This window comes from Mycolicibacterium chengduense (genome assembly GCF_033741155.1).
Classification (GTDB): domain Bacteria; phylum Actinomycetota; class Actinomycetes; order Mycobacteriales; family Mycobacteriaceae; genus Mycobacterium.
On sequence record NZ_JAWQNH010000003.1, the window covers coordinates 760,712 to 786,440 of the forward strand.

Consider the following 25,729-nt stretch of genomic DNA (forward strand, 5'->3'; position numbering starts at 1 on the left):
CGTCGACGGCTCAGCAGGTCGATTCAGAGACACCTGCCACCGTGGCTTCAACAAACACGGCGCCACGCTTTTCGGCACAGTGACGTTCCCATCATCGATAGCGGGATGAGATTGGTACTCGATCAACTCTTATCCGGGTCGGCGACCCGCTGGGCAGCACAAGAGGATGCCAACGCCTCCGCAGCGATAGCTAGTGGAATGCGTTCTTGCTCAATGCGCCGAGGATCGGCAGTCCGGTCCGTAACCGCGGCGTACGCCACCGCCTCGTGGTCGGTGAGACGTGGCAGGGGCGGTCCGCCCGCCGGGATCAAGCGCCCGTCGGGGTAGTGGTTGGTACCGAACTGCGCGTACCGCAAGTAGGTGGAGTGATCCATCAGGATGGTGCGGACTGGCAGTTCATTGCGGTAGGTGTTGACGATGGCGAACCCTGCTGCGTCGAGGTCTCCCCAGTAAATAATGTTGGGACAGTGGGTGATCCAATCGAAGAGGTGCAACCTCTTCGCCCCTTCGTTGCCCCCACCTTCGACAGCGATCGCGTCGGACGTTGGAGGAAACAGGATTGCGGTGTCCTTGTTCTCGGAGATGACGATCACGTTTGGCCGGTAGGGCAACTGCAGGGCGTCCCCCAGGGTGTGAGAGTCCTGGACGCGCCCACCGGACCGCCGATAATAGGGGTCAAGGTAGGTGAAGTGGATCCGTGGCGCGTGATTCGGCAGCAGCCGAAGCCCGTCACCGCAGCCGGCCAAAGTCGCGACTTGCTCCTGGTGTGCGTTGAGCCACTTGGCATGGACCCCGGGTAGGGGCACCTGTCTCGGGGTCAACCCCAGCGCGGCGGCCTCATTGGCGGCGAACCACGTGGCGACCGCGCATAGCAGTGCGAAATCCGTTTCGCTGTAACCGATTGTGGAGCGCAGCAGGAATTCCATCTGGCTTTCTGGCAGGCTAGGGTTCACTTCGCGCAATCGCAGCTCGCGCGCCCGAGCAATCGTCAACAGCACGGACCAGTGGCCGAGGGGGCAATCCCTCTCACCGGCCACTGCTGCTGCCGAGTCGACGTCGGTGATAGTCACCTCCTGCGGCAGGGTTTGCCCTCCATGCACCTTCCAAAACTGCTCTTTGATGGCGACACCGGGCCGTTGGGCGGCCGCGATGTGCCAACGGCGGATCAACTCCCGCAGATGTGGTGCGGGAATTGCCGCGATCGACTTATTGGTGGTCGCCTTTGGCAGGATCGCCCAACTCTGTGGCCAGTCGCCGCCGTCGGGGTCAACCAGACTGTGCGCCCAGCAGCGTTTGAGTTTGGCTGCGGCCGACGCCGCGACATCGTCAGGCGTCTTCATTATCGAGGCGATAGTCGGATATGTAGGAACGATTCTCGGGGTTCTTGGTGATGCACTTGCGTTCAGCCATGAGCGTCTCCACACCAGTCACCTTGTCCTGCGGGGCCGCTATCACGAGCTGGAAGCCGAGCTCGGTCCAGGCGTCCACGCCGCGGCGTGCGAAGTCGCCGTTGGCCTTGATGAAGGCCTCGTCGAGCACGACCGGTGCGAACCTCGGTCGCTCGTGGTGTGTGTCGCCGAGCCGGTAGCGCAGTGCGGCCGCCGACATGAAAGCGACGAACTCCTGGCGTTCGCCACCACTGAGTGGGGCAAGCTGGTCGTAGCGTTTGATCTCAACGTGGTCGGGGTCGCCCGGGTCGTATTCGATGGCGGTGATGTAGATGTGCTCGTTGACGTTCAGTAGCCGACGCCGGCGCGCTGCCCCACCGGCTCCCGGTTCTGGTCTGCGGATTTGGTCGATGATTTCGCGCATCTGGTGGTAACGCACCTCGTATTCCTCGTCGGTGCGTTGCTTGGCCAGCTCGGTGGTGAGTGCGTCGATGCTGGCGCGCAGGGCAACGACCTCATCGAGTACGCGCAAGTCGCGCTCGATGCTGATGCGGCGGCGGCGTTCCCCGAACGGCAGCGTGGCCAGGATGCGGCGGATGGGTGCCAGGCGCTCCTCGATGCGGGCATGCGCGTCGTCGTAGGCGTTCTTGAGCTGGATGAGGTGGTTGACGGCCTGGTCGTCCATGCTTTGGCGCCACTTCTCCCGGAGCAGATACACCTCGTCGGCGGTGATCTGTTCGAGGATGTCGGCGTATTGCTGGTAGGAGTCGTAGTGCACGCCGCGGTTGGGGTCATCTGGCCACTGCTTGTTGTAGCTGGCGAAGATGAGCTCAATGGCGTCTTGGGCTGCGGCGGCGCGTTCGCCGGCGCGGGCACGTTCGTCGCGCAGTTTACGTCCCACTGCAGCAGCGGTGCTGCCGAACCCTTTTTCGCTGTAGTCCGGCACGTCGACTGCGGTGACTTCGGTGTGGAGTTCGCCCAGTACCGCTGCCTGGTCGTCGCTGACGGTGACATCGAGTGTTTGTTGCCCTACCAGTGCGGTCTCGCGGCGTACGAGGGCGTCGAATTGATCCGAGAGATCTTCGATGCGAAGTCGCACTTCGGCAGCGCGTTTGGCGGCTTCCTTATAGGCCTCCTCGGCCGCGTCCTTGTCGGTGCGCAGCTTCTGCAGCACTGGATTGTTTTCCACGACATCACGAATGGCGCGGTCGAGTTTTTCGACAGCCTGCGCGGCGCCGTCTTTGTCGATGCGGTCCCAGTGGGCTCGGGTCACCGTCACCTGCGCGGCCGCGACAGTATCGAGATGGGTGATTTGCTTGTCGAACTCACGCGCCCGCGCGTCGGAGGCGTCGCGTTCCTGGCGTGCGGCGAGGATCTGCTCGTCGAGCTCGGCCAGGCGCGCCTCGTTGGAGAACCCGATCACCGGGTCGACGTCGGCGGTGCCGGCGGCGCCGCGTTTGCCTCGCCGGGTTTGTCCGGCTTGGGTGACTTTCAGGGTCGTCCCGCCAAGTCGGTCGGGGCTGTCTACGCGTTGCGCGTCGTCGCTGGAGCCGCAAATCCGGTCATATATCCAGCCGATGAACGGTGAGTCATCGGCGAATTGCAGAACCTCGGAGATGTGGCCGGCCAGGGGTGTGGCTGTACGTGTCGCGCCGAGTGGGACACCTTCGAAGTTGATGCGATGCATCGTCAAACTGTCGATGCTGACGGAGAATTCACTGAGCCGCGTCTCGTCGACGAGCATGATGCGGGCCAGGCCCGCCAGTGTGACCTCGGCCGCCACGCGCCATTGTCTATGGGTGTCTTTGATGTCGAGCAGCTCTCCGACGAACGGTAGTTCCTCCACGCTCAGGCCGGTGTGTTCGATGATCGTGTTCCGCGCTCGTAGCAGCCGAACGGGCATGCGGCCTGGCGCTTTTTCGGCCTGTTCGCGTTCCTCGGTGAGGTGGCGCGCCAAGGCGTCGGCCTTGCCCGCGTCGATGGTGGCCGTTTTGCGCAGTGCGCTCAGTCGCTGTTTCTCGTCGGCGTGGCTGTTGAGGAACTGGGCTGCCGCGGCCTGGGCGGCGGTGAGATCTTCAGGTGTGGCCAGCGTGAGGTTCAGCACTTCGGTGTCCTGGTCGAATGCGGCCTTGTTCGTGGTGATGTCGTCTAGCCGCTTGTCGGCCAGGGTGCGCTCGCCTTCGAGGGCTTCGAGGTCGCGTCCTTCGGCGGCAAGGAGTTTGGTGAGGCGCTCGAAGTGTTCCAGTTTTTCATTGGCGGCGCGTTCGGTGCGTTTGTGGTCGGGTTCGAGCTGATCGCGTGCGACGATGTTGGCGTCCACTGCAGATTCGAGGTGCTGCAGTTCTTTTCGGCGCAGCCAGGTCCGCAGCACGCTCGCACCCGTCTCGGTTTGGCGTTCGATGGCTTCAAAGGTGCCGACTTGGGCCGTGCATTCACTGATCTGTGTGTGCAGCTCGACGATCCGTGACAATGCGTCCCGTTTGGCGCCGGCTTCCACGGCGGTGCGGTAGGCCGACTCGGTGTCGGTGAAGGCGGCGGCGACGTTGTCAGCGCGTTCGAAGGTTTCGGGCTCGTCGAGCACGAGTTCTTTGAACATGGTGTCGACGGATTCCATGGCCTTGCCGGATTGGATGCGCGACAATAGGATCAGTGCTTCGGCGCCCTCTCCTCCGGCACCGATACCGAGTCGCAGTTGCACTCTCGCGTCGAACTCGGTGGAGCGGGTGTGGTACTTGACGGGGAAGTGCGTTTCGAGGTCTTCGCGGCGAAATCCCTTGTTGGTTTTGATCTTGTCGAACATGTCGGTGTCGATGTGTGTGTCCGCAGTGAGGCCGATCTTGGTGATGTCGCTATCGGTGTCGGCGGCGGTGCCCACGAAGTACAGTCGGATGGCGGCGAACTGCCCTCCCGCGTCGTTGATGAAATTGGCGGCGATGGCGCCCCACGTGGGTACACCGTTGCCGCGCAGGAGTTTGTCGCGCTTTTCAGCTGAGCCTCGCTCGCGGAACTCGCCGGTTTTTCCTCGAAGGTAGGACAGCAGGGTTCGTTGTCCGGTTGTGGCGTCGCGGTTGCGGCCGGTGGTTTCGTTGGATGCCTCGTTGAAACGCAGTCGGCTTCCGGGCATCATCACGGCCAGGTAGGCGTCGAGCAGGGTGGATTTGCCGCTGCCGGGCGCCCCGGAGATCAGTGTCGTGCTGGGTGAGAACTCCAGGACGTGCCCCGAGCCATGGAAGGTCCCCCAGTTCGTCATCTGCAGGGAGTGCAGCCGCCACGTTGGCTCGCGCTCACTCACCGCGCGCACCTTCGCCGCCGGCGGCGGTGAGCGGATCGGCCTCGGGGTGGTTCTGATCCGGCCCGCGACTATCTGCGTGTGCCGGTGTGGACTGGGTGAGGGCATCGAGCAGCTGGCGCAGCTTGTTGATCGGCAGCAACGATTCCAGGACGGGGTTGATCCAGTAGCGGTCGTCGCTGCCGGGGGCAGATTTGACGACACCCAGGTTTCCCAAGGATTCGAGGGCCGCTTTGGTGACCGTCTTGGGCCGGGATTCGTCGACGTGGGCGGGCAACAGAGTGGTCATGGCCGCGACGAGTTCCTCGAAGTCGACAAAGACGGGGTCTGACGGGGTCGCCCTCAGGCGCAGCCGTTGCCGTAGGACCACCAGCAGAGCGGTCTGGTTGGCCGTCCACCGGGTCTTGCGCAGCAGGCTCGGCGCAGCCACATCGTCGGTCAAGGCAGCAGCCACCTTGTAGGCCACCTTGCTAGCGGCGTCGACGCGCAGGTCCAACAGCAGGTCGTGCAACCGGTGGGTGATCACCGGTTGGGACGCCACCAGGGTCGCCCAGTCCTCGGGGTGTTCGGCGGCCGACAAGTACGGCTGTTTGACGAGTTTGATCAACGCAACGCGTTGCGGCAACGTCAGGCCGCCGCCATCGCCATTGAACAGCGGCCGGGCCGACTCGACGAAAACCTCATCGTCGGTGAAGTCCTCACCTTCAGGGTCGATGCTGATGCTCACGACGCCTCCAGGGATTGCAGGTACCAAATCTGGCCGGGGCTCAAAAAGATCCGGTCCGCCACGAACGTCGCAGCGCTACCGTCAGGTCGCACGACGTGGAATTCTTCGGTGTCCCCGCAACTGCCGAAGTCGAACCCCGACGAGGCCGCGGCCTGCCACAATCCCCACAGCTCCACCGGTCGACGGAATTCGACGGGCAGGCCGTTGAACACTTCCCCGAGGCTGGCTTCGGGCCGCTGCGCCAGCTTCTCCACGATGTGGCGCACCGTTTCAGGCCGGGGCCCGCCCAACGCGACCAGCTCGGCCAGCGACGGCGGGTCGGGCTGCTCGTCCCAGGTGTCGGCCAAGTCCTGCGGATCCGGCTCTGCGATGGAAAGGTCGAACCGCTCACGCAGATATGCCAATTCGATACCTTCCGGGAGAACGTCGAGATCGATCACCGCGCGCGGAGTCCGTTCCAGGATGGTGGCTAGGGCGGTGCCCAGGTCGTTGAGGACGCGCCCTAATTCCCGTTCCGAGACCAGGCCGCGGGAGACGATGTAGCCGGACAGTGTCGACATGGCGCGATCGAGCTTTTCCTGAACCAGCCCCATGTTCATCCGCAACCGCCCCGGAGTGTGGGCCAACGCGTCTTGTTCGTCGGGCCGCAAAGCCTCCTGAAACACCGCATGCGACAGGATTGTGTCGAGGTCGTCCCGCAACGACGCCAACCGGGTCTGGTCGGCCAACAACTCCCGAACACCCTGGAAGGCCTGCCCCTCCGGGGTGTCGAGCAGCAAGGTTCCCGTCTTGTCCAAGTGGTCGATGACTGCCTGGCCGGTGGATCGTTCGTCGGCGCGCAATTCGGCGATGGTGCGCCGATGCTCGACGTCGATCGACTCACGCACCCTGGCCAGGTCCGTTGGCAACCTGCGCACCAAGTCTTCAAGGTGGGTGTAAGACTCGATCAGCGCCCCGTAATCGGCGGCCTCGATCTCCCCGCCACCGGCGATGCGGTCCCGTTCAGCCGCCAACTCATCGACTCGCGCACGCGCAGCGACAATGTCGGAGTCCAGCTGCGCTAGGCGGCTTGCCCGGTCGACGGTCGCCAAACGTGAGAGTTCCCGTGCAGCCTGCAAAATCGCGTTGAGCCTCGAACTATTCGCCAACGGCCTGTCGACGCGCATGCGCCCTACGATTTCGTGTGCCTGCACGGCTGCGGGGGTCAGCAGGTAGCCGTCGGTGTCGGCTGGGCGACCCAGGAGCTTGTCGCCGAGCAACTCCCGGCACATCTCGCGGCCGGTGATCCGGTAGCCGTTTTCCCCGCCACTGCGCTGCGGAACTCGTTCCCCGGCGGCAACCAGCTCATCGAGCAGGGCATCGACCCGTGAATGCAGCACATCGGCATCTACCACCGCATCCGAGTCGGGGAAGGCCGACTCCAGAATCGCCAACGCCACCTCCGGGCTGAGCTTGCGAAACAGGCCGAAGGTCGGCTTCTGCATCACCTCCCGTGCAGCGCGCACGCGCCTGACGATGTCGGACACAGTTGCCTCCTGACTTCGGTGCGATGAGCAACATCATGACCGCCCCCACCGACATGCGCTCCCTCTTCACTCCAACCGGCGGTGGGCCGAATGTTCAGGTGAGGTTGCGTGGACCGACGGGGCGGGGCTCTACCGAGACGGCAGCTTCCGGGCCACCTCCGCAAAACGAGCGGCCGGGAATAGGAACACTGCACGATTTTCTGGCTCGTTCTCGCTCCCAGCTGAAATGGTGCTGTTAGCCCCTGCGTTGACAGGCTCGAATGGTAGCCACCACACGTGCGCCGTCGTCGGTGAGTTGCATAGGGTGTCCGCGCTCGGCGCGAATAAGTAACCGGGTGCCGAGCTCGCGCTCGATGCGGTTGATTTGGGACACGAGTGCGGCCTGACCGACGCTGAGTTCTTCGGCGGCGACCGCGAGCGTGCTGTAACGCGTTGCCGCGGCGAATCTCTCAAGTCGTTCGCGTCCACCAATTCCCACCAGTGCGGGCCTGATCAGATCCGGTGCCTCAACTGCGTCGCGTTCGGCGGCGAGGGTGGAGCTGTGGCTGCCACCGCCTCGCTCCCGCATGGGGATGGCGTGGGTCTTGGCCCAACGCGCGATGTTGGCGGTGCTCATGCCGGCCGCTTTGGCGATGTCGGGTAGGGCGCGACGTTTGTTGACGTACTGGTCGTAGAGCCAGTCCCGGTCGATCGTCGTCCGTGCCTGCAGGCCGGGTTCGCGTAGCGGGAGGTCGTAGTCACGGGCAAGCCGGGCGATGATCTGGCGGCTGACTCCAACCATCGCCGCAATATCCTTCAGCGACATGTGCTCGCGCTCGTAAAGATCGACCAGGCGTGCCCGCGAGAGCAACGCTTTGGCGGTCGAGTAGGCGCGGTTGTAGGGAGCTGGTAGCGGAGCGCTCGGCTCCGGCCTGGGCGCGGGGTGGGTCTCCAGTAGGTAGCGCACGGTGTCGAGGCTGGTGTTCAGACAGTGCGCGGCGGTCCCGAGCTTGATTCCGTCCGCGGCCATGACGTGGTGCAAGCCGACGATGTCGACTACGTCCGGGTTGGGTCCGGGGAGGTCGAGCCCGTCGAGCACTCCCTTTGGCGGATGCCATGTCACTGGTTCGTCGTCGATACCCTGCTCGGCCAGGAACTCGTGGGCATGTTCGCTGAGAGCCTGGGCGAGTCCGGGTGTCAGATGGCCAGGAAAGTCGGCGGTCTTTGTACGAAAGGCGCTGTCGTCCAGGGCCCACGGCGACGTGCTCGCTGGCCACCCGCTCAAGCGCTCGAACAGAAAGCATCGGGCTATACGTGCCCGAACCGACCGCGGTCCCGGGGTGGCCGTGTCGCGGCAGATCTGCGCCCATACCTTGTCCGGCAGCAGCATGCTGTAGTCGGCGCGGCGACGGCGTTGATAGTCAATCGGGATGTCATTGCCAGCGAGGTAGTCGGCCATTCGGATGAGAGCGGCGCGAACGCTTGGCCACTTGTCCTGCTTTTCCAGGAGCTGCAGGACGCGGGAGACGGCGTGGCCATCTATGGAACTGTCAATCACGCCGGCGGCTTCGTCGAGGTTCATCCTGCTGTTGACCAGCAGAAGGATGTTAGACAGTGCTGGGCGTAGCTGCCATTGGTGACAATTCGGAATTGCCAATTGTAGTGACCACGTCGGCCACAGCATCGCGGGTAACCGGCGTGCCAGGGTCGCGGTGCGCTCCGCACCCGGCGCCGGTCGCGCTGGCATTGGTGTGCCGATGCGGTAGCGCAGTTGATCGCTGGGGTTGAGCATCGGTCCGAGGGCGGCGAGTTGGACTGCGGTGAGCACCGGCGACGTGTTCTTACCCCACGCGACATTCGTCGCATTCACCGCCGATCCGCGCTCCCGCGAGGAGGACACCAGCCAGCGCAGTGCGTCCCCGGCAGACGCCACGTCGAGACGATCCAAGGCATTCAGGGCGGCTACCACGCCGACCGCGGCAGTCGCGGCCCGTGCCGGCGCCGCTAGCCCAGGCTTCGTACCGGTGCGGGCAGGACCGGACAGCGAATCCGCGGACTCCGAGGTAGCTCGGTACATGCGGTTGAGTTCGTACGGGATCACGGCTTCCAGTTCTTGTGGTGTGGCGAACGCCAGTACCCGGCCAGCGACAGCACGAATATCCGAGAGAACCTTGAGCCGTGGCTGCGGCACGGTCTGGTACACCCCGAACGTCACGGTCTCGCTGTCGAGGACGGAGTTCACGACCCGCTGCGCGTGTATCACGGGGTGATCTGGATCGAATGAGTTGACGGTCGCGGTGGTGAGGTCGACGCCGCACCTTGGTGGGGTGCGGCCGATTGCGTCAGGCGCCCGGTGCGAGCAGCGGCCGGGTTGGGGAATGATGTCACCGATGTGTGTGCGGCGGCGCTGGACCGCGCCGCAGTGTGGACAGGCGTCGGCGAGCAAGCAGTTGTGGATGGTGCAGGCGAATGTCCAGCCCAGGCGCCATCTCAGTTGCCAGCGTCCACCAGTCGCTTCCAAACATTCTGGGCAGAATCGCGATCCCCGTCCACGTCCCCAGGGGAATGCTCGGCTGAGCATTCGGGCATCGGATTTGATACGCACCGCACGTCCCGAATAATGCTGTAGCGTCATCATTTCCAGCACGTCAGGGGTGATTCCGGTCGCCGCGCTGATCGTCGCTGCTTCGTCAAGATTCAGGCGCACGATCCAGTCAGTGGTACCCATCCCGTTGTACGGGCTCAGGCCGACCGCGGCCAGGAGGTCGCCGAACGCGGTGTGGGTGCGGTGAGCGATCGCTTCCAGCCACGAGTCGATCGCCTCACCCCCGATCGGGCCGACGCGGATCGGCAGGGTGCGCACGGTGTTCATCCGGCCTTGCCGATCCTTGTCGTCAGTCGCCGCGCCTCGAAGGCCGTCACGAGTTCCTGGCGTGCTTTCTCCGACGCCTCGTCGTTCTTGACCAGATCCAGCAGCTCACGGGATAGAAGTTCGGCACCGGTACGCACAGCTCGCTGGCAGCCCCGATTGATCAGGGTCATCAGCGAACCGATATGTCCGGTGCTGCGGGCGAACAGATACTCCGAGAGGTCGTCGGCCAGCATGCCGGGATGCTTGTCAGCAAGCACGATCCGCTTCTCCAAGGCCAGGAGCAGTTGGCGCCATTCGCGCCTACCCTCATCGGTGTCGATCACGAATGGGCGCATGTCGAGTTTGGTGGTGCGTCGGCCGGTTTGGGCTATCACCGCGTCCTCGTAGGAATGCCCTTCGGAGAACAATCCCCGTGCCGCCAGCCCCACGCCGACGAAGATCAGGGTGACGGGAAACTCGTTGGCGATGTAACTTGAAGTGGTTGCTGATCTCCACCCCGACGGTGTTGCGCCAACGCAGAAAGTGCAGATCATCGACGATCAGCAGCTTGGTCTCACACGTCAGTACGCAGTCCAACGCTCGGTGAGCGAAGTGGGCGGCGTTGCCGCGGGACATCCCAGGATGGGCGAAGAACGACAGCATCGCCCGGTTGAACTCGACCATGCCGGTGTTACCGGTCAACCCGACCCGGCATACCGGCCACCGCTCGTGGCCCGCGCTGGTTTCGGTCCCCTGTTCTTTGATTTCGCGACGGTGGAACTTCTTGGCGAAATCCAGCACCGATGTGGTCTTCCCTAGTCCGGGAAAGGCGTCGACCGCCACCGCGCCTTTGGCCTTGTCGCCGTCCTGGGCGTTGCTGTCTACGATGTCCCATAAATCTTCATGCAGGGCGGCCAGCTGCGGTGTTTTGATCGGGCCGAGATTGGCGTGCCATTCGCGGCGCTGCCGGTTGTAATCGTCGAACGCTTCTTCGCTGAGGTCCTCAAGCTCCTTACGGGTCAAAGGCTCCGGTGAGCTCCGCGCGGCGGTGTTCACAAACCGCTGCCAACCCTCCTTGCGGGCCAACGTGAGGTTGTCTAACGGGGACTCCGCTTGTTGCTGTGCCGAGTTCGGCTTGGCCATCACGCGTCGTCCAGGGCGTCGGCGTAGAAGTCGTTGGCGTAGTCGTCGAGTTCGTCCTCGGCGTCGTCATCGCCGGTCTCGGGATCGGGTTCTTCGATCGTCTTGTCTGTGTCGTCGGCGGCGGGAGGATCTGCTGTGGCCAGGACACGGGCGACCGACGGCAGAGTGGCGACCTCGTCCTGCGCAACGCTCTGGTCGATCAGGGTGTCTTCGCGGGAGAGCCGCAATGCCATGCGGCGTTCCGCCAATGTTGAACCCAGTCCGAGGTTCCACCGCTCCAAGAGATCCGCAACCGCAAGTCGATCATCGGGGTAGGTGTACTTAGAAGCGGCGAGCTTGCGCGCGAATTGCAGCGCGTCCTCACTGAGCGGCATTTCCAACGACGGGGCTTGCTCCCACATCAGGGTGTGCCACCTGCGGGTATCCTTATCACGGAAGTACACGCGGGCGATGTCGTCGGGATCGTGATGAACGGGCCAACGGCCCTTGGCTTTCCCCTTGTACGGGCTTGTCATGTTGCGATAGGGGTTCAGTGACGGCCCGTTGTAGCGGCGGCTGCCGAAGTCCACCCCGTAGTGCTGAATCTTCCGGAACTCCACCTTCAGAAACTCATAGGCCAAATCAGGATCGCGTGGGACTTCGATGTAGCCGGCGCGGGCGATACCGTTCTCGAACATCTGCGCCGGGGACATCCGCAACCCCGGTATATGCGGGTCGATCAGACTGTCGTGCGGTCGGCGGTGATACACCACGGCAACCCACTCACGGATGATCGCCTCCAACTCGTCAAGGTAGAAGAACGCCTCCGATTCCGGATCCAGCCCGCGGGAGTGCACATCAGGGCCCTTGTATCCCGGCAAGGCTTGGAGCAGGTCCTCGCGGATGGTGCGAAAGAATCGCTCCACCGGCCCCTTATCCCGACCCGTCCGCAATCGCGCAGGCTGTATCGAAATCCCCATCCGCTGGCACACACTCGTCAGATGTTCGGATACATAGATCTTGCCGTGATCAATGACGATGGTTTCCGGCACGATCACCGGTCCGGCCGCACCGGGCTGTTCAACCGCATCGACATCGATGAGAACTGATTTCGGTATACCGTGTTCAGGCCAGACCGCATGGGCTGGCCAATCCTTTCCGGCTGGCCGGGGCCTATAGGCCTGATACAACACGGACGCAGCGTCCATCGACTTCGTGGACACCGGCGTCAGTCTGATTCCAGTGACGCAGCGGGTGTACCAGTCCATTCCGATCGTCAGTTCAGCCTGCACCCACCGCAAGGTGATCGGATCCATCGCGAATACGTCCAGCCGCGTGGTGTCCATCAGCAGATACTCACCCGGCCGGGTAGGACGTAGCTTTCCGTACACGCCGTCAGGCCGCTCAGCAATGTCGCGGTTCCTCTTGGTGCTCAACCTAAAGGTCGGATACCGGTTCTCCAACTCGGCAAGAACACGGAACGCCGTTGCGCGGGAGGGTAACTCTACTGCTCCGTCGCCGAACCTCGCGACGACACGGGCGTTGGTGCGCGTGATCACCATCGTCTGTGATGGGCGCGATTGGTCTATGTGCTCTACCATTACTTCGACGGCAGTTTCAGTCCACCGTGGGTCCACGTTCGCACCCAGGCCGGCGGTCCTCTTTTCCCTCGTGGACGCCAGCCCCGCTTCACCGTTCTTCTGGAACTGTTGAACCCAACGCTCGATGGAGCGCACCCCGGCGTCAAGTTCGCGCGCTTTGCTCACGTAACGTCTCGACAGCGGCACATTGGCTCGGTACTCCGGCCGCGGCTCCTCAGGAAGCGCCAACTCCTCACTGCCCGAACGGAACCCAGTAAGTACCTCACGGATGTGCGCCGCTCGCTCGACCATCTCTTTGCGCTCGACGTCGCTGAGCTGAGCGAGAACAACCCCGGCATGCTCGAAGTCGTCATTGCTGCACGGTCCCTCCGAATCCGGGATTACTCGCGTGTTGTCTGACACGAGAAGTTCGTTGAGACGAACTCGGATGACAGCCTGCTTCGACGTCGCCTTCAATACGACGTCCATACCTGTCTGGCCGGCGTGGATCTCGACGACCTCCACCAACTCCCCGTCGTGCACGAGCCGAGTTCCCACACCGAACCGCACCCCAGCAGAAGTCATCCCGGCCTCCTCAGTTCCGTTCGTCGGCTTAGTGGTTTGCTCAGGTCGATCAACAGTTCCTGTCGCCAGAGAAGATGCAGCACAGCAGCTTTGACATGTTGGATTGGCTCCTCCGGCAGACAACTGAGGGCGTCCGCAAGAGGTGAACCGTCCAGATTCTGCTGCCGTAGTTGTGCGAGGAGCTCCGACCGGAACAACCAGCCGCGCCGATATCCCGCAAGGAAGCGGACATTTGCCAGCTCCACGGCTATGGGCTCGGTCGCCACTTCATAACGCCAACCGCGCGACTCAATGAGTTCGCGAGTCCATTCGAATGTGAAAGTCACCTTGGGATCGGCGAGACGGTGCGCGGGTTTCACGTCCACGACCACGGGGCCGTTATCTGTGATCAACAGATAATCCGGGATGTGCTTGCGTGACTTGCGGTCAACCGATGTCCGGAGCAGGAACGGCTGAGCGATGATGCACTGCACACTCGTGTCAAAGTCGGCAAAAAGCAAGCGTGCCAATTCAAGTCGCGATTCGTAGATGACGTGACCGCCAACGGTGCTCGACCAGTAGCTTCCCGAGTAGTGTTTCTGCCCGCGGTACCACCGAAAGGTCCGCCAGGGAGTAGCGTTGGTAAGTTCGTCGATCCCGGCCGCAGTCCACTCTCGCGCAACCTCACTGAGGTCGTCAGCACGTCGGTACGAGACAGAGGCAGTCGACGCCTCGTCTCCACTGCGGCCCATGGCGATCACCTCGGCCCTGCAATCGGATCAGACTGCTTTGGTGACCTGATCGTTACATGACGATCAACGCGTCCTTGGTATTGAACAGCTCGCGTGTCTCACGAACCTGGCGGATCCGCCATCGCTCCGCCATCACTCGTGAGATTCCGCCACGTTCCGTGAGAACCTACAATGATGTAGGTTCTCAACTCCGATGGCCAGTCGCGGCTCACTGAGCTGCGACCTTGCATTGTGTCTCAGCCAGTGGCCAACACACTTTGTCTCTTGCCGATGGCCAATCGCGCTCTACGTTCATTTGCTCGCTCGATGTTCTCGGACAAGATCGCAGCTGAATCCCCCGTCCACAGCGCCAGACACTTCGGCAGCTTCGTCACAGTGACGGCATCTACGGGGACCGATGGCCAAGACCCTGGGGGACTGCCCACCAACGTTTACTCTGTCGGAGGAGTGAACACCATGACGCGCTGATCGGCGTCAAAGGTCACCGAGCCTCCTCCGTAGCGCCGCAGTTCGCGGAACAGCCGATGGCCTTCCAGGATCGCCAACTCCCAGTCGGCGGCGGTGCGGGCGCCAACCTCAAATGTGTTGGTCATCATGGCGATCGAGTCCAAGAACGGTTGGTCGATACGTTCGATCCCCTCGAGATTGTTGTGCTGGGTGCCGTAGGCGAACGCGAAGTGAGCTAGGCCTTCCTCAGCGACAATGGCGCGGCCGCCATCTTCGGCTTCGTCTATGTCGGGCATGGATTTCCGCTTGCAGCCCAGCATTTTTCGGACTTGCGGCGACCAGCCAAGGATTGCCGCGTACGCGAGGTGGAACACGTCGTGGAAGCGATAGCCGTCCTCGTCGAGGGAGTTATCCGTGAGCGGGTCACCGAGTTGGCGGCCATCCATCCACACTGTGATTTCCGGACGACCGTCGTCGTTGATCGTCTGTCGGAATTCCATCGTGCCCGATCTCGGCAGCTGCTCGTGGGCAGGAGCGGCAGCGTCGAGCTGGTAGTTGGTGGACGGCAACCAACGCGAACGGGTCTTGTGCAGATTGGCCTGCGCGATGTCCTCCAGGCGCAGATCGACTTCGGTAGCGATGGCAGCCAGGTACCACAGCACGTCGCCGAGTTCTTCGCGCATTTGTTTCTTCCAGCTGCCGTAGGCGTCGCCGTCGCGCAGGTGCTTTTTGTAGACGGTGTCGACCGAGCCGGCCTCACCTGCCAAGCCCAGCAGGTACACCATCAGCATGGTGACGCCGGTTGGGCGGTCCGCTGCTGCGTGCTGCTTCTGCGCGGTGTCGAGCGCTGTGTGTTGGTAGGCGTCGAACTCCATCAGTTTCCTCCCTGCTTGATTTGCAGACAGCTGGTCTGGTTTCCCAACACTGTTGTATCATCCAACAAGCGGTCTGCAAAGCGAACAGGAAGGTGGGCAGCTTGATTCAGATCGAGATAGAGGAACTCATCTTGGAGCTACTTGCCGAGCAAGCTGGTGTCTCGGTCGGAGATCTCCGTGACGAACTTCTTGCGTTGGGTGAGGAAATGCCGCTCGATTCCCTTCTGGCGGTGGAGATCCTGGTTCGGGTGCAGGAGGCGACGGGCGTTGTGCTGCCCGCGACCGAAGAGACCGCAGAAGCGCTGTTGTCGGTGCGTGGCTTCGCCGCCGCCGTCCGGCGCCAACTTGAGCGGACGCAGCCCGGACAGGAGACGGCGTGACCGACGGCGGCCTGGAGTTCGACCAGCAGGCTCTGGCTCGGCGGCTTAGGGAAGTGCGCGAGTACCTTGGCCTTTCTCAGCAGTACGTCACTTCGATGACAGGAATCCCGCGGTCGGCGATCTCGGAAATCGAGCGCGGCAACCGTAAGGTCGACAGCCTAGAACTCCGTAAGTTGTCTCGCCTGTACCAGTACCCACCGAGCTACTTCCTCGGTGTCGATGCGCCCGATGCCGGACCCACCGACATACCAGTGGCACTCGGTCGGGTACTCACTGATCTGACCGCGGCCGATCACCGCGAAATCCTCAAGTTCGCTGAATACCTGCAACACGTGCGGCGCACGGGTACGCGGTGAGCCCATGGCGATGACCTGGCAGGGCGCCAACCGGGTGGCCGCGATCGCGGCGGCCCAAGCACACGGCGATTTGGGAATCGACACCCAAGCGTCGCCGGTCGACGTGGGTGCTGCGATCGACGCGGCGGGCGTGGCCTTGATGTACCGCCCGCTGCCCTCCTTGTTCGGCGTGTACTTGTACAGCGCGGGGACCGATCCCGGGATCATGGTGAACAACGCCCTTACTCGGGCTGTGCGCCGGCATACCGCTGCCCATGAGCTCGGCCATCACCGCTTCGGCCATCAATCGTCAATCGAGGCCGGCGCGGACGCTACAGACCCGTCGGCGTCGCTGCGTGCGGCACGGCGAGGTGGTTGGTCTGACGAGGAGAAGGTCGCCGAGGCGTTCGCGTCGTGGTTTCTGATGCCGCGGCCCGCGGTAAAGGCGGTGTGTGCCGACATGGCGGTGACCGCGCCACATACCGCCGCACAGGCCTACCAGCTCGCATTGCGGCTGGGCACCACGTTCGCCGCGACGGTACGCCACCTTGGCGTATTGAGGTTGATCAGTCAGGCTCAAGCCCGCAGCTGGGCGGCCGTCGCGCCGGCGACACTCAAACGCCAGCTTGCTGGCGAGGACATTGCCTCCACCCGCGGAATGGACGTCTGGGATCTTGCCGCGGCACCGGTCTACACGCCGGTCTCCGTCGCATCGCCAGGCGACGTCGTGGTGGTCACGACCGGCAGCGGCGAGACGTGCACGGTGCAGGGCCCTGCCGACATCCTCGGACCAGTGGCGGGCGGGTGGGCGGCGCGCTGCGGTGATCCCGGTGACGTCGACACCCCCGTCACACTCAGCACATCGTCACGGTCGTATTCCGTCGTACTGGGTCGACGCCCGTACGGGATCTACAGGCCGAGCGCCGAAACGGCCACGCAGGCAACGGAAGGTGCCGTATGACCGACTTCTGCTATCTCGAAGTGGACGACATCGCGGCTGGATGGTTGGACACCATCCTGTGGGTAGCCGCGCAGCCGCAACGCAAGGCGTTTCACACCGTGACCCGGATCCTCGACGCCGGTGTCGATGGCAACCCCCGGATCCATCGAGCTGCGGCTGACCTGCTGGCCGACGTGCGACTGCCGGGGGTGAGAACCGTCGCCAACACCATCTTCCCTGCCGCGATGGCGGCACAGACCCCCGACGTCACGGCGTTGGGCGCCCGCTATCAGCAGGTCTTCCCAGAGTTGCGGCGTCTAGATCGCAACAACCGCAACGGCACGTACTTTCATCGGCTGGTCGCCTATCCGGGGGCGACGGGCACGACGAATCAGCTGGAGCGCATCGTCAGTGCCCTCACCGTCGAGCTAGGCACCAACGGCCCCAAACGCGCCCGATACGAAGCCACGTTGGAAACACCGGCCGAGGCCGCCGATCCGCTCAGCGAGAGCGCGCCGATATTCGAGCCGAGCAAGGACAGCTCTCCGATGGGCTTTCCATGCCTGTCGTTCCTGTCATTCCAACATGACTGCTCATCTCTGCACGCAGTCGCCCATTACCGCTCGCAATGGCTGATGCAGCGTGGGCTTGGCAACTACCTCGGAATCGCCCGACTGCAGCGCTACCTCGCCGACCAAGCGGGCCTGAGCGCCGGCCATCTGACCGTGGTGGTCGGCCACGCGCACGCCGACCATCTCCGCCAGGACCGCATCGCCGCCTTGGCCGCGCTGCGGCAGGATCTGGCTGCTGCTACCAGCGGTGAGGCGACGCTGCGAGAAGGCGTGCGCTAACCGCGGGGTCATCGAGCACGGAAAGGCAGGCGTGGGCGTAGTCGAGAAGTTCGGCCCCGGCCGCACCGTCATCTGCGGACTCGTTCACATCGGGGTTGAACCGCGCCTCCACGCGGATCGCCAGCCGCTCCAGGCTCGCGACCACCATCAACAACTCGCGGTCTCCCACGACATCTGCATCCACCGTCGAACGTCCCCTTCATCGCCTGCTGGGCCCGATCCTAAGCCAGGCGCACCGACCCTCAGGCCGTTACCCGCTGTTGTGGGAGGGTGAGCCGCCACTTCGGTGGGAACCACGCCGACACCGCGCTGGCCACGGGACGGAACTTCTGTTTGATCCGAGTGCGACCGCTGTAGCCGGCGATCTCGGGATGCATGACGCGGGCGTACTTATCCACCTCACAGAACAAGTTCTGGCAATCGATCAGCTGTAGTGGACGCCCGAACAGCCCCCCGAACTGCAGCCCGAGGCGGGCGAAGTGCTCGGTTTGGGAGGTGGCCATGTATTCGATCAGTTCACGTTCCTTGCCTGCACTCGACGGCCCGAAGCACTTGCGGATCCCGTCGCGGGCACCGGGCCCGGCGACGACGAAGTCCATTTCGTCGAAATCCAAGGCGGTGCTGTAGTTGATGTCGATGAGGAACTGAAAAGCTAGGAAGTCGCCGATGGCCGGATAGCTCTTGAGGACGGCGAAAGCATCCTGCATGCTATCGGCGCTGCACAGTTGATCGGCCAAGCGTGTATCGAGCATGTGACGCAGCAAGCGTAAATGGTTGCGGTGCTTTCGGTCTGCACCCAACTGTGGCGGAGGAACCACGTACGCCGCCGAGTACAGGCGGTGTCCGCGCGAGAAGGCCTCATCGAGCACACCGCTGTAGAGATCGACGTCGAACCCGTCCAGAGTGGGGAAGCCCAGCTGCTGGGTCAGCAACTGCCAGGTGTCGATCTTGTTGAACAGTTTGAACAGCATCACCCGGAATACCAGCTCATCGGGCCGCTGGGACCCCCCATAAGCGACGTCACGAATGAGGAATTGGCTCACGCGATCGGAGGCGCGGAAGCAATTGGTGAACCTGTGGTTGCGCAGCACCGGGTCCGATGTCCATGGTCCGGGACATCCCGCCAACCGGGCCTCGTAAACCTGCTGGCGTTGAGCCGCGAATCTCCAATAAGTGTCGAATACCGGCGTCGTTTCGAAGAGCTCACCACCAACCCGCACGACGGGACCGGGCATGTACGCCGCAGGTGGTGTCACGAAGACATCATCGCCCACTCCGTCAAGCACCATCTGCTGAGGGCTCGGCACCGCGACCATTGGGACCTCGCTTGCGTGAAGTTATTCGCTATACGTGTCACTGTATACACGTGACGGTTTCTACCCATGATGGACATGCCGAGCGCTCAGCGGCGTTGTTCAATAACCGTCATCTAGTTACGGTCGTCGGCGCGATCGCCAAGGTGCGCGGCGACGGCGGTTTCACCACTCGCGGGATCGCCGTAGCAACTGGTCTTCCCGACAGCTTGGTCCGCCCGGTCATTCACCGTCTATTCGCCGCAGGGATCCTCGAAGAGGCCCGACGATTGCCAGGTCCACGGGGAGCCACGTACTTTCGCGCCGCCAAGAAGAACACGTGGACCGAATTGAGAGCCTTGTGCAAGGCCCTCGCACAGGACAGCCAGTAGCTGAACCGTCACTGCTCGATGCCGCCCTCGCCGACGTTTCTCAACACCGTCGATGCTGCGCTCGACCTGATCTTCGATGAAGATACATTCATCGTATGGCTGGTCGGAAGCGGCATTCCGCGGAGGGCAAGACCGGCGAGGAGATCGCCGCTGAACTCGGCGTGTGTCGGCGGCGACGTTGTACAACTGGCGCCGCGCCCACGGCGGCATGGATACCGACGCCGCAAAAAGAGCTGCGCGAGCGGAAGGCCAGCCTCAAACGACTGCGCGCTGAAGCCGAACTGGTCAAAGACGCCCTACGGGAGGTCGCTTCCCAAGGGAAATTCTGAGCCAGCTGCCAAGTGCCGCGCCGTCGACATGCTCACCTCCACGTTGGGGCAGTCCCTACCGGAGCGATTGGCGTGCAAGGCTGTTGACTGGCGCGCTCCACCTGGTCGCCGCTTGCCGTTGTCGCAGACCCCGCCGATCCTGGCACCGAGATGCGGGCCTGGCTGCGCTCCTACGCCACCAAACACCCCTGCCATGGATTCGCCGTGCCTGGGCGTCGTTGCGTTACAACGAGCGCCGTGAGGTCAACAAAAGAAGATCCACCTACTGTGGCGGGAGGAAGGGCTGAAGGTGCGGGTGCACAGTCCGCGCAAGCGTGCCGGGGTGTCCTCGATCCTGTCGATCGAGGCCGACGCCCGAATGTGTTGTGGGCGATCGATTTCCAGTTCGACTCCACCATCGGCGGCAAGGCCATCAAGATCGCCTCGATGGTCGCCGAGCCCGCCAAGGTGTTCAACCTCGCCGGCGGGCCGCCGCGGGTGCTGCGGATGGACAACGGTCCGAGTTCATTTCTCAAGCGCTGCAACAGTTCTCTGACGGCAAGACCGGAATGTCGTGTATCCCGCCGGGAACGCCATGGAACAATGGGCATATCGAATCGCTCAATAACCGACTCCGCAAGGAGTGCCTCAACCGCAACCACTGGAAGACCTGATCGACCCGCGTAGTGATCAGCGACTTCAAGACGGAACACAACCACCGACACCGTCACTCGTCGCTGGGCTACCCGCACACCAGCCGAGTACGCTGCCGCATGCAGGTGCACCCAAACTCCGGTGGCCTGCGAGATCAACTGAATCTGGATTAAACAAGCCTGACTCTAACTCTGGGTAGACTTGGTATCGGGAACTCGCCACTCCGCTGCTCATACGGATGTGCTCAAGGCGCCAGTCACTGGAACTTCCCGTTCACTGATCCAGCCAATACCAGCGCCGCCGACCACGCCACCTAAGTCACCGGCCCGGTGGATACCCATTGAATACGGCTGTCTACGCAGTACTTTGGTTCCGTTAGAGTCAGAGAGTGGCTCGCGAGTCGCTGCGCGAAGGCTTCCCACGTATCACCCACCGCGAGGTCGACGTAGTTGAGAGGACGCTCGAAGGTGAGCCTCGCCGCCTCTTGGCCGCGCGTCCGCTCCGCCTCTCGGAATGCCCTGAGCGCAGAGGCGAACTGACCCGCTGAAGCACACCTCAACCCCGTCGCCACGATCCGATATGGGAAGGCGCCCCGGATCGTCTCGACAATCGCTTCCGCCGCAATCCGACTCGGGTGTACGACGTACGTATGCCACTGTTGCTCGACCTTCTCGTTACCCAGGAGCGCACGGAAGTCTGCAGCGAGTGTCGCCCGGAACTCGCTGGTGGAGATGGGCCATAGGAACGGGACGACTATTTCAGTGACCTGACCGCTAACAAGATCGTCGATTACACCTGCCGCGATTTCCGGTGGAACACCGCCTAACTCGCTGCTCCAACGCACAACCAAGTTCTGTCTCTCATCGATTCGTAGGTGCGGAGTATCACCTACCAAGGGACGCAGTCGATTTGGATCGATTCGGTCCCTGTTTCGAAGTACTGCCGTCAGATCGTTGGGCAATGACCACTGGCGCCGATATTGGGCGAGAGAGGCTACGATCCTTCGCCGCTCGATGTCGACCTCGATCACCTTGAAGCTCACGTGGGTGTTAGCCTCAGGTCGGGGATTCTTACCCGACACCATTGTCTCGCTTGACGGGATGAATACCGTTTCTGGCAAGTCTGCGCAGTTCACCAACAATCCCGCCCGGTTTGAATCGACTACCAGACCTCGGTATGACCGTGCGTCGTCGATCAGGCGTAGCGGATCCTCGTCGGGATGCCGCAGGCTGAGATAGGCCCGGCCCTTCGCAACGTCAACTTCATCGATGAAGGCTTCGACGGTCTGCCCAGCTGACAATGTCGGAATCGGCCTGCCCGGCCAGGCCAAGTGGGCGTTGACTATCGAAGTTACGAGTCCGGTATCGGTCCGCACGGTGATTCTTTCAGTGTTCGTCTCCAATATCGTTGCTGTGGATCTGACACGACCTGCGAGCGCTTGAAGTCCCGTAGTATCGATGACCCGAAGTCGCGGACGAAGCGTCCTCGCGACAAGCCGTTCCAATGCCCGTCCCATCGCGATCTGTTCGGCGGGGCTCAATGTCTGCATCGCCCTGTACATCGCCAGTACGTCGGTCGGCGTCACTTCGCCGTCGAGCGTTAGTGTCTTGCCCCGTCGTTGGAAGGGTCCGGTCGGCAAATGAAAGTTGTCAACATCTAGGTCCACTTCGCTACGACGCGGCCTCGACTTCAATGGGAGCACCCGAACGGTTTGGCCTACCGATAGCTCCTGCGGGCGTAGGGGTAGATAGTCGCTTGGAATCCCGACTGCGATGGGCGGATCTTCCGATCGAATACGCAGGCCATCTGCCTCCAGCGCTAGCCAGATTTGATCGCTCGCCGCATCCACGATGGTAGCCGTGAGTGGCGCGGCACCGTTCTTGGCGATGCGCGTGAGTACGCCCACTGTCCACGGCAGCGCGGAGAGCGCCACAAGCGCATTCGAGGGGTCAGTTCCCACGACCGCGAGATTCCGCCAGCTTCCGACCATTCGATCGTCGAGCATCGAATACCGGACACCGAAGCCAATCTCGATGGCCGATATCGGAACGTTCACCCCGGTGGTGGGCTCTTGGCCTACTAGCACTCGGGTGCGGTCCCTGTTGAGTGTGCGGATCTCTTTGACAAGCACACGGCATTCGCTTCCGGGCCTGAACCGAGCGGCAAAGCTCTCGGCTGCAGCGATGGGATCCGGCTCTGCATAAACGACTCCGTCGACCACGCCGGTCACTGCCACAATCGGATGCTGCGCATCAAACCCTGTACTAACTATTTCAAGCTCTGCGTATGGGTTATCTTGCAGCGCAGTATCTTCAGCTTCAGAACTTGGTAGGGCGGAGTCGTCGGAATCCAAGAATTCCACTGCGCTGGACAAATCCGGTTCGAGGCTGCCAAGATCGGCTCTCTCCCCGCTACGTTGATCCAGGTCGCCCGTTTCAGGCACCGCATCTTCCAGTTCAGTCAGGTGCAAATCCGGCACAAGCAGCGGAGCCTCAGAGAAGATCCTCCTCACCTGAATGCCGTCTCGGCGCTCGCCCACAAGCTCGGCTCTTATTCGCTCACCGGGAATGACTAAGGGGGGCTTCGCAGCTGCGGCGATGCCGTGGCCAGCGACGTGCGCAAGCAGTGGAACATCGTCGGAAAGATGATTGTGAGTGAGTGCGACACAGAACGATAAAGTAACCCGGTCGGCAGGATCTTGAAGTGGCGATATCCATTGTATGCGGCGATCCCTTACCAGGCTCGCAAGGAACTCGGGTGTTCGACCTCCACGTGAGATCAGTGTGTCGGAGTCCAACTCCGAAACGGCTCCGCTGTGAAGGCGCGTAACTACTTCGCGATCGGCCCGTGGCACGAGAACCGGCCGCCAACCCTCTTCGGCGGCGCCATATAGTGCGTTCGGCGATGACCAAGCTATAACTCGACGCAATCGGTCGGCCAAACCAGGTTCGACAGGGCGAATCTCCACAGTTTTCGTCCGCGATTGCAGTGATTGGAGAAGTTTTGCGCGTGCTTCCAGAATGCTCCGCAAAGCCCCATCGTCCAGCAGATAGCGCTTACTCACTGCGGATCGTTCTCCTGGTTCTGCCATCTCCCATAAGTGGAAGAGCAGCAGGACTGCGTCGAGATCGTCTCGACACTCCGACAAGAGCGCGGAGTGCACCCGGTCCGCGTGTAGGCGGGTGACTGCTGGCCAATTGTCGCTCCACCTAAGCACCTTGACCCAGCGGCGATCCCGGACCGCAGCAAGCACGGTTGCGGCCTCTACTGCTACGCCTGCCTCGTCCGCGCACATCAGGACGGCCGCCGCGTCGAATGCCTCCGGCGAAGCCGCTAGTTCAGTGCCGAAAGGGGTTGGGTCTCCGTCAGCAGTAATTGCGCCAATACCTCGAAGCGTTGCGGTTGCGCGCCGCAACTCACCCTCCGGGGGTCCGGGCTCGAGCCACTTGAGTGCGGCGGAATCGCTGATTCCAGCAGCGGCCGCGGTGAGCACGACACGTTCAAGAGGCGCGCGCACGATCTCTGGAGGAGTCTCGAACGGAAGAGCTTCGAACTGGGTCCTGGAGAACAAGCAGTGCCAAATTCCGGATGCCGTGCGACCCGCTCGACCGCGGCGCTGGAGTAGACCTGATCTCGAATGCGGCTTAGGCCGCACGACCGTTGTAAGGGTGGACGAATCCCATTCCGTCGAGTTGATTAGCCCGGAGTCGACCACGTGTCGAATACCGTCGATCGTGAGTGACGTTTCAGCAATGTTCGTCGATACGATGACGCGCCATTTGGTGCGTTGGCTCCGGTTCTCAGGACGGAGTGCTCGAGCACGTTGCCGCTGCGGGAGTTCGGCGTAAAGCGGAAGTACCTCCACGGCTCCTTGTAAGTGATCGTCCTCTTCAATCAACTCGCCCAGTTCAGCGACTGCGGCCTTGATCATTCTTGTCCCGGGTAGAAAAGCGAGAATGTCGCCGTTGTAGCAGGGGACATGAATTGGTATATCCGCAGGGCGCGGGCCGCCGGCCATCCATTGCAAGATCTCCAGGGTCCGGTGCGCGACCTCGCCTGCCATGCGCGCAGGCCACTGGCTCGTGGGAATCTCCTCAGACCCTCGCCAGCGCTCATACACCGGGTTGTCCGGCTTCCCTGGCATCGAGATCGCGGTGGCACTTATCTCGGGGCCGAAGAAGCTGACAAAAGAGTCCGTGTTGATCGTGGCAGACACGATCAACAGCCGCAGTTGGGGCAACATGACGAGTTGACGGCGCACCAGCGCGAGGATGAGGTCTATGTTGAGGCTTCGTTCGTGAGCCTCGTCGATGACCACCGTCGAGCAGGAGTTGAGTTCCCCTCTGCGAATCATGTTCAACAAGGTGCCATCCGTGGCGAATAGCAAGCGATTGCGGGAATCCGACTTATCGACCGCCTTTGAGTGCCTGAATCCGATGTCGACACCTGCTCCGACTGCTGCCCCGTGCAGTTTCGATGCCAGGAAGCGTGGGATTCCTTGCGTAGCCTCGATTCGTGGTTGTGTGACCACAATCGTCCCATGCCGCGTGATTGCATCGTGCGGATATGGGTCAGGGGGGTTGAGCAGGCGCCATGGAAGGAAGGTCGACTTTCCCGAGCCTGTCGGAGCGTGCACAACGATTACCTGATGCTGTTCGAAGAGCGTAATCAAGTCACGAATGTGCTTGTCCTCAATGCCAAACGTTCCCGGTTCGATACTGGGTACGGGCGTGGTATCCGCACGATGCGGACGCGGGCCGCGGTCAATCCGCCCCAGACGGCCGGCTTTAAGCCCTCCTGGAGGTACGGGACGTTCTCCGGGGTTTAGATCGACGTACGCGGCGCCCATTCGAGCCGTCTGGCGGTTATGGCGCTGCCGACACGACAAACAACGTTCAGGTCGGGACTCTCCTCGCTCAGCAGCCGCTCTGGCGGACGCATCAGAGTAGGTAAACTGATGGCCGCAACCTTTGCACTCCACCTTCCAGTCGCGCGTCACACAGCACCCCATAACGAGCCCGAAATGTATTCGTCTGCAAGGTAAATCGGCTGTACCTGCACGGGATGCGAAGCCTCCATCATGTATCGCTGAAGACCCCGGTAGAACCCGATTACCGCGGGTTCAAAGCCAGTGTGTACTAGCTCAATTCGTCCAATACCAGCAGCCGCGAGGTCGGCCAGTCGAGTAGTGCTTGTGGCCGCGCAATAGGAATCGGTTTCAGCCATTGTGCGGGTGGTGGAAACGGCACGGTTACGGAACCAGTAGCCGTCAACATCTAGATCTAGTTCGGTGTGACGCATCGACATCAGTCCGACTCTCAAAGTCCCGCCACCCACTGAGGCATTGACTCGCGGTGCTCGAAAAGTAAACGGCTCCGCCCGCGAGCCGTCGACGTACAAGATGCCTACTTCGACTGGCACCGAGACCACGGCGCCCGCATGGTTGAACACCTCCGTGATCACATCGTGGCGAGCGC

At 62.4% G+C, this 25,729-nt stretch carries 17 protein-coding genes and 1 pseudogene; 7 read left to right on the forward strand and 11 right to left on the reverse strand.

From position 1 onward, the window contains the following. Positions 1 to 122 precede the first annotated feature (122 nt). The 9 genes and pseudogenes from SBI67_RS14220 to SBI67_RS14260 form a co-directional block, all read right to left on the reverse strand. A complete protein-coding gene (locus tag SBI67_RS14220) occupies positions 123 to 1,340 on the reverse strand; it encodes a Wadjet anti-phage system protein JetD domain-containing protein (RefSeq protein WP_318981156.1) in 1,218 nt (405 codons plus the stop codon). Then, positions 1,327 to 4,680, reverse strand: a complete 3,354-nt coding sequence (locus SBI67_RS14225) for an ATP-binding protein (RefSeq protein ID WP_318981157.1) — start codon at positions 4,678 to 4,680, stop codon at positions 1,327 to 1,329. Before SBI67_RS14225 ends, SBI67_RS14220 begins: the two co-directional genes overlap by 14 nt. Continuing rightward, positions 4,673 to 5,404, reverse strand: coding sequence for a DUF4194 domain-containing protein (locus tag SBI67_RS14230; RefSeq protein WP_318981158.1), 732 nt, complete (start codon positions 5,402 to 5,404; stop codon positions 4,673 to 4,675). The genes SBI67_RS14225 and SBI67_RS14230 overlap by 8 nt, the downstream gene beginning before the upstream one ends. Further along, positions 5,401 to 6,909, reverse strand: coding sequence for a DUF3375 family protein (locus SBI67_RS14235; protein ID WP_318981159.1), 1,509 nt, complete (start codon positions 6,907 to 6,909; stop codon positions 5,401 to 5,403). The genes SBI67_RS14230 and SBI67_RS14235 overlap by 4 nt, the downstream gene beginning before the upstream one ends. Before the next feature lie 256 nt (positions 6,910 to 7,165). Then, a complete protein-coding gene (locus SBI67_RS14240) occupies positions 7,166 to 9,781 on the reverse strand; it encodes a TniQ family protein (RefSeq protein WP_318981160.1) in 2,616 nt (871 codons plus the stop codon). Continuing rightward, positions 9,778 to 10,903, reverse strand: a pseudogene (locus SBI67_RS14245) (ATP-binding protein). Before SBI67_RS14245 ends, SBI67_RS14240 begins: the two are co-directional and overlap by 4 nt. Further along, entirely contained in the window at positions 10,903 to 13,047 is a 2,145-nt protein-coding gene (locus SBI67_RS14250; protein WP_318981161.1) for a TnsB C-terminal domain-containing protein, read from the reverse strand. Before SBI67_RS14250 ends, SBI67_RS14245 begins: the two are co-directional and overlap by 1 nt. After that, positions 13,044 to 13,778 carry a TnsA-like heteromeric transposase endonuclease subunit gene (locus SBI67_RS14255; RefSeq protein ID WP_318981162.1) on the reverse strand — a complete coding sequence of 245 codons (735 nt, stop codon included), beginning with the start codon at positions 13,776 to 13,778 and terminating at the stop codon, positions 13,044 to 13,046. The genes SBI67_RS14250 and SBI67_RS14255 overlap by 4 nt, the downstream gene beginning before the upstream one ends. Positions 13,779 to 14,209: 431 nt before the next feature. Continuing rightward, complete coding sequence (locus tag SBI67_RS14260; RefSeq protein ID WP_318981163.1) at positions 14,210 to 15,100, reverse strand: nucleoside triphosphate pyrophosphohydrolase family protein; 891 nt, start codon at positions 15,098 to 15,100, stop codon at positions 14,210 to 14,212. A 101-nt stretch (positions 15,101 to 15,201) separates the two neighbouring features. Here SBI67_RS14260 and SBI67_RS14265 point away from each other — a divergent pair, with 101 nt between their 5' ends. The 4 genes from SBI67_RS14265 to SBI67_RS14280 are packed head-to-tail and all read left to right on the forward strand — an operon-like array spanning position 15,202 to position 17,606. Then, positions 15,202 to 15,480: an acyl carrier protein gene (locus SBI67_RS14265; RefSeq protein WP_318981164.1), complete on the forward strand. Its 279-nt coding sequence runs from the start codon at positions 15,202 to 15,204 to the stop codon at positions 15,478 to 15,480. Further along, positions 15,477 to 15,836 carry a helix-turn-helix domain-containing protein gene (locus SBI67_RS14270; RefSeq protein ID WP_318981165.1) on the forward strand — a complete coding sequence of 120 codons (360 nt, stop codon included), beginning with the start codon at positions 15,477 to 15,479 and terminating at the stop codon, positions 15,834 to 15,836. Before SBI67_RS14265 ends, SBI67_RS14270 begins: the two co-directional genes overlap by 4 nt. A 4-nt stretch (positions 15,837 to 15,840) precedes the next feature. Continuing rightward, positions 15,841 to 16,776 (forward strand): ImmA/IrrE family metallo-endopeptidase, encoded by a 936-nt coding sequence (locus SBI67_RS14275; protein ID WP_318981166.1) that lies wholly within the window; start codon positions 15,841 to 15,843, stop codon positions 16,774 to 16,776. Continuing rightward, positions 16,773 to 17,606 carry a thymidylate synthase family protein gene (locus SBI67_RS14280; RefSeq protein ID WP_318981167.1) on the forward strand — a complete coding sequence of 278 codons (834 nt, stop codon included), beginning with the start codon at positions 16,773 to 16,775 and terminating at the stop codon, positions 17,604 to 17,606. The genes SBI67_RS14275 and SBI67_RS14280 overlap by 4 nt, the downstream gene beginning before the upstream one ends. Positions 17,607 to 17,848: 242 nt before the next feature. Here SBI67_RS14280 and SBI67_RS14285 read toward each other — a convergent pair whose 3' ends face one another. Continuing rightward, positions 17,849 to 18,922 (reverse strand): nucleotide kinase domain-containing protein, encoded by a 1,074-nt coding sequence (locus SBI67_RS14285; protein WP_318981168.1) that lies wholly within the window; start codon positions 18,920 to 18,922, stop codon positions 17,849 to 17,851. Positions 18,923 to 18,972: 50 nt separating this feature from the next. Here SBI67_RS14285 and SBI67_RS14290 point away from each other — a divergent pair, with 50 nt between their 5' ends. The 3 genes from SBI67_RS14290 (at position 18,973) to SBI67_RS29120 (ending at position 20,272) form a co-directional block, all read left to right on the forward strand. Further along, positions 18,973 to 19,290: a hypothetical protein gene (locus tag SBI67_RS14290; RefSeq protein WP_318981169.1), complete on the forward strand. Its 318-nt coding sequence runs from the start codon at positions 18,973 to 18,975 to the stop codon at positions 19,288 to 19,290. Between the two features lie 95 nt (positions 19,291 to 19,385). Then, on the forward strand, positions 19,386 to 19,619 hold the full coding sequence (locus SBI67_RS29220) for a hypothetical protein (RefSeq protein WP_318981170.1): 234 nt from the start codon (positions 19,386 to 19,388) through the stop codon (positions 19,617 to 19,619). Between the two features lie 548 nt (positions 19,620 to 20,167). Beyond that, positions 20,168 to 20,272, forward strand: coding sequence for an integrase core domain-containing protein (locus SBI67_RS29120; RefSeq protein WP_413232491.1), 105 nt, complete (start codon positions 20,168 to 20,170; stop codon positions 20,270 to 20,272). Positions 20,273 to 20,565: 293 nt separating this feature from the next. Here SBI67_RS29120 and SBI67_RS14300 read toward each other — a convergent pair whose 3' ends face one another. Continuing rightward, entirely contained in the window at positions 20,566 to 25,101 is a 4,536-nt protein-coding gene (locus tag SBI67_RS14300; RefSeq protein WP_318981171.1) for a helicase-related protein, read from the reverse strand. Positions 25,102 to 25,729 lie beyond the last annotated feature (628 nt).

Bases quoted from the DNA above. Each gene is read 5' to 3' on its own strand.
- SBI67_RS14220 (WP_318981156.1), bottom strand. From the start codon at position 1,340: ATGAAGACGCCTGACGATGTCGCGGCGTCGGCCGCAGCCAAACTCAAA.
- SBI67_RS14240 (WP_318981160.1), bottom strand. From the start codon at position 9,781: ATGAACACCGTGCGCACCCTGCCGATCCGCGTCGGCCCGATCGGGGGT.
- SBI67_RS14250 (WP_318981161.1), bottom strand. From the start codon at position 13,047: ATGACTTCTGCTGGGGTGCGGTTCGGTGTGGGAACTCGGCTCGTGCAC.
- SBI67_RS14255 (WP_318981162.1), bottom strand. From the start codon at position 13,778: ATGGGCCGCAGTGGAGACGAGGCGTCGACTGCCTCTGTCTCGTACCGA.
- SBI67_RS14260 (WP_318981163.1), bottom strand. From the start codon at position 15,100: ATGGAGTTCGACGCCTACCAACACACAGCGCTCGACACCGCGCAGAAG.
- SBI67_RS14275 (WP_318981166.1), top strand. From the start codon at position 15,841: ATGGCGATGACCTGGCAGGGCGCCAACCGGGTGGCCGCGATCGCGGCG.
- SBI67_RS14280 (WP_318981167.1), top strand. From the start codon at position 16,773: ATGACCGACTTCTGCTATCTCGAAGTGGACGACATCGCGGCTGGATGG.
- SBI67_RS14285 (WP_318981168.1), bottom strand. From the start codon at position 18,922: ATGGTCGCGGTGCCGAGCCCTCAGCAGATGGTGCTTGACGGAGTGGGC.
- SBI67_RS29220 (WP_318981170.1), top strand. From the start codon at position 19,386: ATGGCTGGTCGGAAGCGGCATTCCGCGGAGGGCAAGACCGGCGAGGAG.
- SBI67_RS29120 (WP_413232491.1), top strand. From the start codon at position 20,168: ATGTCGTGTATCCCGCCGGGAACGCCATGGAACAATGGGCATATCGAA.
- SBI67_RS14300 (WP_318981171.1), bottom strand. From the start codon at position 25,101: ATGGGCGCCGCGTACGTCGATCTAAACCCCGGAGAACGTCCCGTACCT.